This is a genomic window from Novosphingobium sp. THN1, assembly GCF_003454795.1.
Lineage (GTDB): Bacteria > Pseudomonadota > Alphaproteobacteria > Sphingomonadales > Sphingomonadaceae > Novosphingobium.
The window spans coordinates 3,013,785-3,027,057 of sequence record NZ_CP028347.1; the positions used below are offsets into that span (position 1 = coordinate 3,013,785).

Genomic DNA, 13,273 nt, shown 5'->3' on the forward strand with positions numbered 1-13,273 from the left:
GCCCCGCCCCCCCTCATCAGGTCAAGTCACTCGCCCGTTTCGCGCGCCTCACCCAGCAGATCGTCATTGCCCGTGCCGGTTACCGGCTCGTCGATCAGCGGCTCGAAGCCTGCTGGCGCGATCTGGTTGAGCTGGATGAGCGTGGTCTTGGTGAAACTGTCGGTCACCTGCAGCGCGCTGTCCTCGGGGTCGGTCTTCAGCACTTCCTCGACGAGATCGCGTAGCTCGATGATCTCGAATGGCAGCTTGTTGCAGGTGTTGGCGTTGACGATCACGCAGCCGTTGACCGAGGAAAGATCGGTGAAGCTTTCGTCGAACGAGATCTGCTCGATTGCATCGACACCAGTCTGGCCGTTGACGATGCCATTGATCACGATGTCGAGCTGGCCACCGTCACGCGAACCGATGGTCAGGCTGTTCGCGACAAGTCCGCGGCGGTCATCCAGGCGAGTACCGAGCGAGGTGTTCTGGATAAAGACCTGTTCGTCAGACCGCAGCGTGATCGCATCAGCTTCTACCAGAGTCCGGCCATCGCTGACGCCGTCGTTCAGTCCGAGGCGGTCAGTGATCAGCGCGGTGTCAGTCAGTTGCGCAATGTCCTCGAGCGCTGTGCGCGTGACCATTGCGATCCCGCTGCCCGACAGGAGGAGCGAGCCGCCTCGCGTCTCGCCTTCGAGAAGGCGGATCGAACCCGTTGTAGCATCAAGGTAGATCCCGTCCGCACTGCTACTGACCGACAGGGTGTTGCCCGCAGCGTTGCTGATCGAAAGAGCGCCGAAGAACGAGATCAGACCGTTGGAACGCAGGGACAAGGTGCCGATCTCGCCAATCTGGCCCTGCACCGTGCCAGCCTGCGCAACAACCGCAAGGTCTCCAACGAGCATCTGCTGCGTACCACGAATGGTGAGGCTCCCGCGCGAGCGGATGCGGGAGAATTCGGCTTGCGAGATGGCATAGCCGCTCACCGTCGAAGCGATGTTGTCGCCCAGCCTCAGCGCCCCCTGGCCGGTGTTGCGCAGTGTGATCGCGTCGGTGTGCGCGGTTTCGCCGAGGCGCCCGCTGGCGCCGATCTCGAGATCGGCCGAAGTAAGGTCCATCGTCACACCGGTGGCCAGCCCGTTGAGCCGGATTGTGTTGCCGGCATTCATGGTGAAGGCCTTCGCCGCATCGGCCACGTCGTTGATGACGATATCCCCGCTCGCCACGATATCGATGTTGCCTTGGCCGACGGCCCCGGAAGTGACGGTGCCAAGCGCGCGGAGCGAGCCGCCCACGGCGTCGGCGTATCCAGCAGACAGATGGCTGATCACGACATCACCGTTGCTGGCCAGCAGAGCGATATCGCCCAGTGCTTCGATTGTGCCACCGCGGATCGAGCCGCTTGCCGAGATGTCGACATTACCAGCATCGGCACGGATGCGAACGATCTGCAGGTTGCCCAAGGAGGCAAGGCCTACGGCATCGGCTTGGACGCTGATCGCGCCCGTCAGTTGCAGGCCGGAAACGTTGACGATTCCGCGGGAAGAAATCCGCGCGGATGCTCCAGACAACGCCGACAATGCAAGATCACCCTGTGTCGAGAGATCTATGTCACCTCCTGCGGCGATGGAAGTTCCCGTCATCGCCGTGTTGGCGGATCGGAACGCGCCACCAGCTTTTATCGTCGAGAAACCAAGGTTCCGGGCCTCGATGTCGACGTCTCCTGCGGCATCAATCGTGCCCAAACTTGCATCACCGCTCACGGCAATGGCGAGATCCTGGGTGCGTGCCGTCAAGGCACCGCCCGAAACCGTTCGGCCACCGATCGCAATGCCCCGCCCTCGATGCTGCCATATGTGAAACTGCCCGTCCCGGTCGCAATCCGGATCTGCCCGGTGGCGACGAGATCCCCGCCAGCCACGTTCCCATCGGTGAAGACGTCAAGCGCTCCCCCGCTCGACATGCGGGTGAAGGTCAGTGACCGGCTTCTCACCTCAAGACCCGTGCCCGCCGTTGCCGTGCCAACTTCAACCGTGCCCGAACCTGTCAGGGTAAAGCTGCCGGAAGCGCCGAGAACCGGAGCACTCAGCGAGCGGACATTGGCAGAGAAATCTGCGCCGGATTGCGCGCTGGCAAGTGTAACGTCGCGGGCAGTCAGGTCGATCGTTTCACTCGCAACGAGCTGGCCGGTGGTCAGATTGCCCGACACGTCGATGCGGAGGTTGCCCGCGCGAGCCGTAATCGCGCCACCGCTTGCCGAGGCGGCACCGATGATCACACTGCCTCCCTCGACGCTGCCGTAGGAAAGCGCGTCTCCGGTTGCGATGGTGACTATATCGGCAGCTGTGGCATGGCCAAGCACGATCTTGCCATCGCCATCGATGGTGATGTTCGCGCCCGAGATCAAATCACCGCCCTGCGTGCCGGTGAGCGAACGGATCTGCACATCGCTCGCAGCATCAACCAGATTGAAGTCAAGCGCACCGGTAGCGGCTGTGAACATTCCGCCCGCAGTCGCGGTGTCGATCACGCTTGCTCCGGTGCTGGCAATCGTGATGTCGGTCCCCGCTGTCAGCGTTCCGGCGTCAATCGTGGTGCCGACCAACGACAACGCCGTCCCTGCATCAGCCCCACCGAGTTGAAGTCCGCCGCCAGCATCAAGAGTGATGGCAGAAGTGGCCTGAGCGGTGCCGATCGTAAGATTTGAACCGGCCGTCACGGTGACGCTGGCCGGATTCATGGCCGTGCCACCGCTCCCCGCCCCCAGGCCGAAATTGAAGGCTATGCTGCCGGTATTGTCGCCCGCATTCGAATCCCAGTACCCGACCGAAAGGGTTCCCGTGGCCGGCGCCGTGATCGTGCCGTTGGCGCCGACAAGAACTCTCTGTCCTGCGACCTCGCCCACCAGCGCACCGAACGGCGCCGTGAAGTTGCCGATGGTCAACGAACCGAATGCTCCACCAATCTGCGTCCCGGGTTGGACGCCCGAATCGTCTTGGGCAGTAGCCAGGCGGAACGCGATCAAGCCATCCGCGTCAGAGAAGCGCGGCAGCGCGCCAGCGCTCCACAGGTCATTTGTCGATGACGAAACCGTAAAGGTCTGCCCCTGCACGACATCGAACACCGGGAGCAGTTGCCCGCCGGTGTATGAGTTGCCCAGCGCCTGCACCACGACCTGCACGAGATTCTGACCGGTATCAGCCAAGCCCGCGAAGATGCTGCCGATCTGGGCTTGCCCGGAAATTGCCAGCACGCTGTCCAGACCGGACCTGCTCGTACCCAGCGTCAAAGATGCAGCGGAAAGGTTGAACGCTCCCAGCACCGTCACGGCGCCGAGATCTGCGCTGTTGCTGATCGTCAAAGACAAGTTGCCATCGCCGGTCAGGTTGAGCGCATCGAGGTCTGCCGCACCAATCGAAATGGCACCTCCTGCCCGTACATCCGTCAGCGAGACGCGACCGTTAGTCGCGATACCGATAGCGGTTCCAGCGTCGAGTGCGCCTGCCTGCAGGCTGTCGACGCCAAGCGTCATCGTCGTGCCCGAAGTGGCCGAGGCCAGCGTCAACGCGCCGGTCGCGGTCACGGCGATGCTGGTGCCGGCATCAAGCGTGCCGCCGGTGATCGTCCCGCCTGCCAGCGTGATGCTGCCGTCCGCAGCGATCGCATCGAACGTCAGCAGCGCCGGGTCGATGAATACCGAGCCACCGGTTGACGTGACCGTCCCTAGCGCTGCCGTATCGGCAACCGTCAGCGTCACGTCGCCCGCCGCCACGAGGCTCGTCGCCGTGAGGTCCGTCGCGGTGATCGACAATGTGGTTCCAGCATTGACGGCATCGCCCGCAACGCTGCTGCCGACAAGGATGGCTCCACCAGGCGTGTCGATTGTCCCGAACCGCAAGGTCGTGGCGCGATAGTCGAGCTGGCCCACGCTCGCCAGATCGAGGTTCGCCGTGCCATCGACACGCACAAGCGCAGCGCTGTCTGTCAACAGGTTGGCAATCTGCAGGTTGCCAGCACTCAGATCCAGCGAGCCTGCAAACACATCGCCAAGGCCGACATCGCCTGCCGACCGCACGGTCAGGAGCGTGCCCGCCTCGACAAGGCTGCCGGTGATCGCACCAGCCGTGAGACTGGTTGTCGTAAGGGATGCGACATCGTCGAACGCCAGCGTCCCGGCGGTGATCGCCACCGTGCCGGTTGGTGCGTGGACGCTGCCCAGCGCGGCATTGCCGGTCACGCCGATCGTGACGGCCCCCGCCTCGATCAGGTCGAGGCCAAGGCTACCGGCAGTGATGCCCGCATTGCGTCCCGCCGTAACCCCGCCGAGCGTCGCCCCGCCCGTCACCTCGATGGTCAGGTCCCGCACGGCATCGAGCGTCGTCACATCGAGCGTTGCCGCCGAGATGAACAGGTCGTTGCCGCTCTGGATCAACGCGGCGGTGATAGTGCCCGTGGCGTTCAGCGACATGTCGTAGCCCGGACCGCTGGTCCCGCCCACGACACTGCGCACCACGATGTCCTGAGCGGTCAGGTCAAGCCTGCCTGTCAAGACATCGCGCAGGGTCAGTGTGCCGCTGGCAGTGCCGGTCAGCGCGTCGCTACTGACATCGCCGCCGGTGATCGTCCCGCCCGCAAGCGTGACCGCGCTGCTCTCCAGCGATGCAAATGTGATCGTCGGTGCCGCAATGGTGATCGCGCCGACGCCACCGGTGCTGGCACTGGTCGTGATGTTCACGCTGCTGGTGCCGGTCAGATCGATTGTCGTCCCCGCAACCAGCAGGCCCACATCGATCGTCGCGCCGGACAGCGCCATGCCCTCAACCGCCTGCGCCGAGGCCAGCGTCAGTGCGCCGGTCGCGGTCACGGCGATGCTGGCGCCCGCATCGAGCGTGCCGCCGGTGATCGTGCCGCCTGCCAGCGTGATGCTGCCGTCCGCAGTGATCGCATCGAATGTCAGCAGCGCCGGGTCGATGGACACGGAGCCGCCGGTTGACGTGACCGTCCCCAAGGCTGCCGTATCGGCAACCGTCAGCGTCACGTCGCCTGCCGATTGCAGGTTTGTCGCCGTGAGGCTGGCTGCGGTAAAGTCGAGCGTGGTTCCGGCGATGGCCGAGCCCAGCGTCGCCGTGCCGCTGACATTGCCCGCGATCAGCCCATCGGCGCTGAGCGTCGCGGCATCGAGCGTGCCCGCAGTGAGCGTCAGATCGCCGCCTGCGCTGTAACCGGCGACACCGGCAAGGCCCCTCACCGTCGCATCGAGATTGCCCAGCGCGGCCAGCGACGTGCCGCTGGCGCTCGCCGCCTGAAGAGCAAGGTCGGTGCCTGCGCTTGCCGTGGCCACCGCATAGGTCCCGCCAAGCAGCGCCGTCAGGCTCGTCCCCGCGACAATGCTGCTGCCGGCAAGATCGCCGCCTTCGAGGCTCACCAGACCACCGGCATCGAGCGTGGTGAAGTCGAGCGTGCCGAACCCTGCCGAGGCATTGCCCCCCGACGTCACCGCACCAGTCAGCACCGCGCCGTTGGTCACGGTGAGCGCGAGATCGCCGCCAGCGTCGAGTGCGCCTGCCTGCAGGCTGTCGACGCCAAGCGTCATCGTCGTGCCCGAAGTGGCCGAGGCCAGCGTCAGCGCGCCGGTCGCGGTCACGGCGATGCTGGTACCCGCATCGAGCGTGCCGCCGGTGATCGTCCCGCCTGCCAGCGTGATGCCGCCGTCGGCAGCGATCGCATCGAACGTCAGCAGCGCCGGGTCGATGAACACCGAGCCACCGGTTGACGTGACCGTCCCCAAGGCTGCCGTATCGGCAACCGTCAGCGTCACGTCGCCTGCCGATTGCAGGCTCGTCGCCGTGAGGCTGGCTGCGGTAAAGTCGAGCGTGGTTCCGGCGATGGCCGAGCCCAGCGTCGCCGTGCCGCTGACATTGCCCGCGATCAGCCCATCGGCGCTGAGCGTCGCGGCATCGAGCGTGCCCGCAGTGAGCGTCAGATCGCCGCCTGCGCTGTAACCGGCGACACCGGCAAGGCCCCTCACCGTCGCATCGAGATTGCCCAGCGCGGCCAGCGACGTGCCGCTGGCGCTCGCCGCCTGAAGAGCAAGGTCGGTGCCTGCGCTTGCCGTGGCCACCGCATAGGTCCCGCCAAGCAGCGCCGTCAGGCTCGTCCCCGCGACAATGCTGCTGCCGGCAAGATCGCCGCCTTCGAGGCTCACCAGACCACCGGCATCGAGCGTGGTGAAGTCGAGCGTGCCGAACCCTGCCGAGGCATTGCCCCCGACGTCACCGCACCAGTCAGCACCGCGCCGTTGGTCACGGTGAGCGCGAGATCGCCGCCAGCGTCGAGTGCGCCTGCCTGCAGGCTGTCGACGCCAAGCGTCATCGTCGTGCCCGAAGTGGCCGAGGCCAGCGTCAACGCGCCGGTCGCGGTCACGGCGATGCTGGTGCCGGCATCAAGCGTGCCGCCGGTGATCGTCCCGCCTGCGAGCGTGATGCCGCCGTCGGCAGCGATCGCATCGAACGTCAGCAGCGCCGGGTCGATGGACACCGAGCCGCCGGTTGACGTGACGGAACCCAGGATCGCTTCATTTACGATCGTGATCGACAGATCGCCCGCCGACTCAAGCTGGTCGGCAACAAGGTCATCGCCGGTGATGGAAAGCAGGCCACCTGCACTCGCACTCGTGCCTTCGATTGACGGCGCATCGATCGACAGATCAACGTCGACCACAAGATCGCCGAACGTGACGGCGGTGCCACCAGTGAGGGACAGGTTGCCGACGTCGGACGCCGTACCCACATGAAGCGAAGTTGCCGCATCAAAAGTGCCGTCAAAGCCAGCCAATGAGAGGGAGCCGATGCGGATTTCGGCCGTGGCTGAAACTGCGCTGGTTGCGCCGAGCGAGAGCGTGCCTGTGCGTAGCGCGCCGGCAGCAGCAAAGCTCTCCTCGGTTTCGCCGCCGACTGCGACTGCCGAAGTCAGCTCACGTGCCGCAACGAGAGAGGTGGCATCGATGTCACCTCCGATGGCGAGTCCGATGTCGCTGACCGTCGCTTCGATATTCCCGGTGCCCGACAGGTTGGCAGCGGCTGTCAGGCTGATGAAGCCCCCTTGCAGCGATGAACCGCCAAGGACAGCGATGCCACCTTCCTCGGACGTGATCGAAAGGCCATCGACCGCTGTAATCTGTGCTGAAACCTCGGGACCGCCGATGGTTATGTCACTGGTCGCGTAAAGCACGACGGACTTGCCTGATATCGCGCCGTTAGAGCGTATATCGAAGGCCTTGAAGTCTCCGTCACCGATGCTGACGAAGTCAGCGGAGTTCACGTCTCCGATGCAGATCGCGCCCTCGAGGCAATCCGCATCAAGCGCATCGCCATCGGTTCGGCGGATCGACGATGCCGATATTGCTCCGGTGACATCCGCGCGGAACGATGCTCCGGCAAAGCTTGCCAGACGAGCATCGATGGCAGCGCCGGAAATCTCGACGCCGCCTGTGCCAGCATCTATTGCCGAACCTGCCCCGATCGACAGCGTAGCGATGTTGGAGGGCACGAGGCTGTAATCGATCCGCTGGCCGCCCGCTGCAAAAATCACGCGTTCGGGGACCGACGATGGCCCGGTGTTGGCGAGGAAGCTGTTGTTCCCGCCAATCCGGATATCATTACCGGACCGGACGCCAACGCCCGCTCCGGCTGTGAAGGCGGTGCCATCCAGAGTCAGAACGGTTCCGCCGCTGTTGAGATCGAGACTGCCGGAAGCGTCGAAGCGGCCGCCGCCCGAAGCCTCGCCAAGGGTCAGCAAGCCATCGACGTAAAAGTAATCTCCATCGAGCACCGCACCAGCTTCGGCGATGACATTTGCGCCCGAGATGTTGCGGATCGTGGCATCGTTTCCGGCTCGTACCGCGACGTTGCCATTCGAATAGTATCCGCTGCCGGCATCGCCGGTGATGTTCCCGCCCGCGTAGACTTCGAGATTGCCCAGACCTGCCAGTTCGGCCGGACCGGAAAGGCTGAAATCGCCAGACGCTTCCAATCCGAGACTGCCGCTGGCCTCGACTGGGCGGCAGACCGCCGTAGTGCAGCTATTGCTGACGATTCCGATCGAACCGAACGACAGAAAGTTTATCGTGCGGGCCGAGAAGCGGCCATCGCCCTCGCCACTTACCACGATACCGGTATCACTCAGCACACGCGCAGTATCCGCGGTCAGCGAAGCGCCATCGGAGAGGGTGATGGCGATGTTGCCGCCAGAAGCCAGCGTCAGGTCAGCATCGACCGCAATTGCGCCGGCGGTGACGGAAATACCAATCGTCGGATCCAGGTTCGCAGGGAAACCAGACGCTTCACCCCTGAAGCTGCCAAAATGCAGACCGCCGCCAGCCGCAGTCGCCGAGTTTGACAGCGATATGCTGCCGGGTATCGTGTTGAAGCCGAAGCCGAGATCGACGAACAATTGCTTGCTCGTGACGTCTGCGATTACGGCGCCAGCCGTTACTTGCCCGAGGCCACCGTCGATATCGTCGCTCGCCGAGAACGCTATCGTTCCGCCTGCGGACGCAACGGTAGTTGAGGTGCCACGAATACCCGCACCGCCTGGCCCATTGCCCCCAGTCCAGCCAGGTTTCTGAACTGCGTGGTGCCAACCGCCGAAGCAGCAAGGTCGCCGAACCCGAGCTTTCCGCCTTCCGCTCGGATGGAAATAGCTCCACCGACCCCGGACTGGGCGAGGCCGGTATTGCCGCCATTGCCACCCGCGACTCCAGTTTCGCTCGCCGAGGCACCGTTGCCGCCTGCACCGCCTCTGCCGCCGACGCCGCTTGCGGTGAGGGTCGTGCCGCCGAACAATCCCAGCGAAGCCTCACCAAGCCCGTTGGCCAAAAGCGCGATGGTGCCCCCGAACCTGCCCCCGCAGCGCCGCCATTCCCGCCGGAACCTCCGCTCGATCCGGTTGCATCGACGCCTCGCCCACCGTTGCCGCCAAAGCCTGAAGTCGAAATCGCCAGTCCGCCATCTGCCTCGGCGATTGTGATCGAGCCTCCGAGGTCAGCGAGCAGGCTGAATGCGCCACCAAAACCATCACCGCCCGCGCTGCCAGCTGTCCCATCGCCCGAGGCCGTAGATCCGGCTCCATCAGCACCGGCGCCGCCAGTGCCGTCGACGGTTGCCGTCAAGCTGCCGAAAGAAATGCTCGAATCGGCGCCCGTCGAATTGAGAGCAATCAGGCCGCCGCGACCGCGGCCGCCCGTGCCGCCGATCGAGGGTCCGGGCGTACCGCTGCTGCTGCCATCCACGCGGCCACCACCGGCACCGCCCAGACCGCTGGCGATCAGGGTCAGGCCGTCGAATGCCAAGCTGCCGCCACCGGATGCCGTAGCGGTGATGGCGCCTCCTGAACCGTCAGCCCCGTTGCCGCCGTTGCCTTGTGCGACGCCGCCGACCAGCGCAGAGTTTCCGCCAAGCCCGCCATTTCCGGCTCGACCGGATGCCTCGATCGAGGGGCCTGAAACCGTGAGCGTGCCAAGGTTTGCCGCCGCGAACGCAACTTCCCCGCCTATGGCCAGGCCGCCGGCTCCGCCATTACCTGCCGTGGCGGCGTCGGCCCCGCCATAGCCGCCGTTTCCACCGACGCCTGCCGCAGACAATGCGGCACCGGTTACGGTTAATCTTGCACCCAGTCCGTCGGAAACAACCTCGACCACGCCACCGATGCCCGCACCGCCTCGTCCGCCATTGCCTCCGGATTTCCCATCGCCACCATCGCTCCCCCTGCCCTCGGCAGTTATGGTGAGATCGCCGAGTGCTGTCGTGCTGGCGGCAACCAGAAGGCGGCCAGTGCCGCCAGTACCATTGCCACCGGTGCCCCCGTTGGTGCCAATTTCGCTGATGGCACCGATACCGTCGGCGGATACCGTAACGGTGCGCAGATCGCCGAGAGATGTGGAAGCGCTGAAATCTGCAGCGATTTCGAATGTTGCCGTGCCGCCGGTACCGCTGCCGCCACTTCCGCCAAAGAAGGCATCCTCGGCATCGTTGATGAAGTTTCCGGCGCGTCCGCCACTACCGGTCGCATCGACTCCGATGATGCCGGCATCGAACACACCAGAGAGATATCGGAGCGTAGCAGTTCCGCCGACCCCGTCTCCTCCGGAACCGGAGTACTGGGGAGTACCGGACCCATAGGAGTAACCGCCAAGCCCGCCGCTGCCGGTAGCCCTTACCTGGACCTGTAGCGGGACATCGCGAGACGGCACAGTCGTGGACAAGGAGCCGCCATCGATCGTGACGAGCGCCACCCCGCCGGTGCCGAGCCCGCCCCGTCCCGGCTGCAGCGTTCCACCGAATTCGAAACCGCCATTTCCGAAGTAACTGATACCGCCAAAAATCGGGTCCGAGATCGGCGTGTTGCCATTGGCCTCAACCAGGAGGGAATCCGTGCGGATCGTTCCGGAAGTGATGGTTGCCGATGCTTCACCGCCAGTGCCAGCCCCGCCAACGCCGCCGTCAATGTCGAAATCCGCGAACGCCCCGTCGCCACCGTAACCCGATGCCGTGACAGTAATTTCAGGTACAGAAACCAATCCGCCCGTGACGTTCAGCGCGGCCGAACCACCGAGACCGAGGCCACCGGCACCCGGCCCCCGCCAGCCGTGTTCTGGCCATTGCCACCTTCACCGGTTGCGCTGACGACGAGCGTGCTCGCCGCAAATGTGCCATCCGTGATGGTGAAAGTTGCAGTTCCACCAATTCCGCTCGCGCCATCACCGACCTGCGAGCCCAAACCGGTGCGGGCGGATTCAAACGCCGCCCCCCTTGGCCGAGACTGGACACAGTGACCTGCGAACCGGTGAACGACGCCGTCTTGCCAGACTGGGTGAACGAGACATCCCCTCCTGTCCCGACACCGGAGAGGCCGGCGATGTCGCCTCTTCGGCCCGCGCTACCCGTCGAACGCAACGACAGGTCGCCAGAATAGGATGAATCGGAAAGGGTGAAGCCGACGGCGCCACCCGTACCGCTGCCACCATCGAAGCCACTTCCGCCGATCGCCTGCGAGCGCAAGTATGTGCCAGAACTCGATGTTACCGAAGAGCCATTGCGCAAGATCGCAGTCACAGCGCCGGATTGGCTATCTACGCCGCTCTCGTAGGAGCTCGCATCAGAGGACAGGCTCAGGTATCCTGCATTGAGCGTGCTGGCATCGCTCACGAAAGAGACATTGGCTGAACGCTGTGTTCCCGATGCATAACTCCCGCTCGCCGACAGATAGACACTCGCGTCAAGGGTATCGAGTTGGGAGTTGTTGGTGAGGTTTAGCGATACCGTGTTGGGGTTGATCAGATCGCCGTAAGCACTCGATCCGAGAGAGACGGGACCGAGGAGAGTGCCGTTGTTGGTGACAAGCGCGGTCCCTGCATTGGCATTGTCCAACGACAGTGACACGTTGCCGAGCGAGACAACGCCGCCATCGCTGGCCGAGGCATAGTTCGACACGTAGATCGAACCGGTCTGGAACCGCGTCGGGATATCGGAAAAACTGACGGATACTGCGCCCGCAGTGGCATCAAGTGGCGACTGGTCGCTAACGGAATAGGTGATCGCATCCGAATAAAGCGAGAGTGAACGGGACGAATAAGTCCCCCGGACACTGACAGAGATACTTCACCAGATGTGGCATTGCCGCCGCTGACCGGCTGCTGACGGCTGAAAAAGCCGTGGCTGGCGGCAGACGAGATGGTGAGATCGCCGAAGGAGACACTGTTGCTGGTTGAACCGGCGGGCGCGGAAACCACGATCTTCGCTGATCCCGAAGTAGCGCTCCCAGTCGAGAGGGCGCCGAGTCCGGATGTTGCGTCGCTCAGCAAGGAAGTCGAAGTCGCGAAGACACTGCCGTTGGTGACAGTCAGCGAGACATTGCCGGCGACCGCGTCGTCACCCAAGGAATCCGGCAGCAATGCATCGCCGTTCGACGGGTCGGTCTGGATCGCCCCGGTTGCGGTGGACGCGAGGCTCAGGCCTCCGCTTACGAAGAGACCGCCATCTCCGGCAACAGACACCGCCACGTTGCCAGCCTTGGCGCCATTCGCCGAAGTCAGCGACAGATCGCCCTCGACAGATATGGACCTGTCGTTGTCAATCGTGGCGGAAAGATCGCCGCGCGCGTCGAATGCCGCGCTGCCATTGACGACCGTCGATGCCGTGGTCGCGTCAATGGCAATGCCACCACTGGCGCTACCAAGCAGCGAAGTGGCGAATCCCTTGGATCCGATCGTCAGGTTCGAGATGGCAAGGGAAGCATCGTCGCCCACGACAGCATTCGGATCGACGCGGCCTGATGCAACATTATACCCTGCCGAGAGTACGACCGAACCGTCTACCACAGCGGCGGTCGTCGCACTGTCATATCCCATCCGCCCGGAGACAATGGCAGTCATCGCCTGGTTCTTGGGAACGGCTACGAGGTAGACACCATGGTTGCTGTCGGTAGAGGAGCTGTTTGCCGCCCACGTCGTGCTGCCGGTATGGGAGACACCCGTATCGTCAGCCGACCCACTGTCGACAACGATGTCGAACAGCCCATTGTTGATCGTCAAGGTCGCCGCTTCTGCCGCAACGAAGGCGGCGGAACCGTTCACCTTGATCGTGCCAGCCTGGTCAACCCGCGGTGCGACAAGGGCAACGTAGCTGCTGTTGAACAGCGTCGCATTGATCTGCGCGCCCGACTGGATCGAGACCGACGATTTTGGATCGAGGGCAGAACCGAAGCGTATCTCGTTCTTGTCGCCGTAAAGACGAGTGCCACCAGATGTCGCCGGGTCGACGGTGATCGGCAGCGACGTGAGGATCAGGCTGCCGACATTGAAGACACCCTTCGACCCGACCACCCAACCGCCGGCATTGTAGAACCAGATCCTGCCAAGCGGATCTGACGAGACTGTTCCGGATATCGACAGTGGACCGGTTGTAGCTGTGTCCGTGACACGATTGAGTACGGTGAAGGGCGTGCCGGTGTCGGCATTGAACCGCAAGGTCATGCCCTCGGGCAGGAACTCGCCGGTCGGGCTGTTGATCGCCCAGTCAATCAACGCCTCGTTCGCGCTGACGAAGATGGTATCGGTATTCGTGCCGTTGAAGACAGGAGCGCTCGCGCCGAACTGGACCGTTGCCGTCCCCTGCACCGCCTGCGCCCTCACCTGTGAGGGTGCCGTGGCAAGAGCGAGGGATGCAGCCCCGCATGAGATTCCGCACAAAAGCCGGGCCAGTGAAACCTTGCGAGACTTATGCATCGGGCTTGTAAG

General features: G+C 64.1%; 6 protein-coding genes. All 6 read right to left on the reverse strand.

What is annotated here, in order from left to right; all coding sequences use genetic code 11:
- Positions 1 to 26 precede the first annotated feature (26 nt).
- Positions 27 to 1,775: a hypothetical protein gene (locus tag C7W88_RS14905; RefSeq protein WP_118074140.1), complete on the reverse strand. Its 1,749-nt coding sequence runs from the start codon at positions 1,773 to 1,775 to the stop codon at positions 27 to 29.
- Positions 1,772 to 6,184, reverse strand: a complete 4,413-nt coding sequence (locus C7W88_RS14910; RefSeq protein WP_118074141.1) for a hypothetical protein — start codon at positions 6,182 to 6,184, stop codon at positions 1,772 to 1,774. The genes C7W88_RS14905 and C7W88_RS14910 overlap by 4 nt, the downstream gene beginning before the upstream one ends.
- Complete coding sequence (locus C7W88_RS14915) at positions 6,181 to 8,430, reverse strand: hypothetical protein (protein WP_118074142.1); 2,250 nt, start codon at positions 8,428 to 8,430, stop codon at positions 6,181 to 6,183. The genes C7W88_RS14910 and C7W88_RS14915 overlap by 4 nt, the downstream gene beginning before the upstream one ends.
- A complete protein-coding gene (locus C7W88_RS14920; protein WP_118074143.1) occupies positions 8,321 to 10,555 on the reverse strand; it encodes a hypothetical protein in 2,235 nt (744 codons plus the stop codon). Before C7W88_RS14920 ends, C7W88_RS14915 begins: the two co-directional genes overlap by 110 nt.
- 14 nt (positions 10,556 to 10,569) lie before the next feature.
- Positions 10,570 to 10,755, reverse strand: a complete 186-nt coding sequence (locus C7W88_RS14925; protein ID WP_118074144.1) for a hypothetical protein — start codon at positions 10,753 to 10,755, stop codon at positions 10,570 to 10,572.
- A 556-nt stretch (positions 10,756 to 11,311) separates the two neighbouring features.
- A complete protein-coding gene (locus C7W88_RS14930) occupies positions 11,312 to 13,153 on the reverse strand; it encodes a hypothetical protein (RefSeq protein ID WP_162896077.1) in 1,842 nt (613 codons plus the stop codon).
- Positions 13,154 to 13,273: the final 120 nt, after the last annotated feature.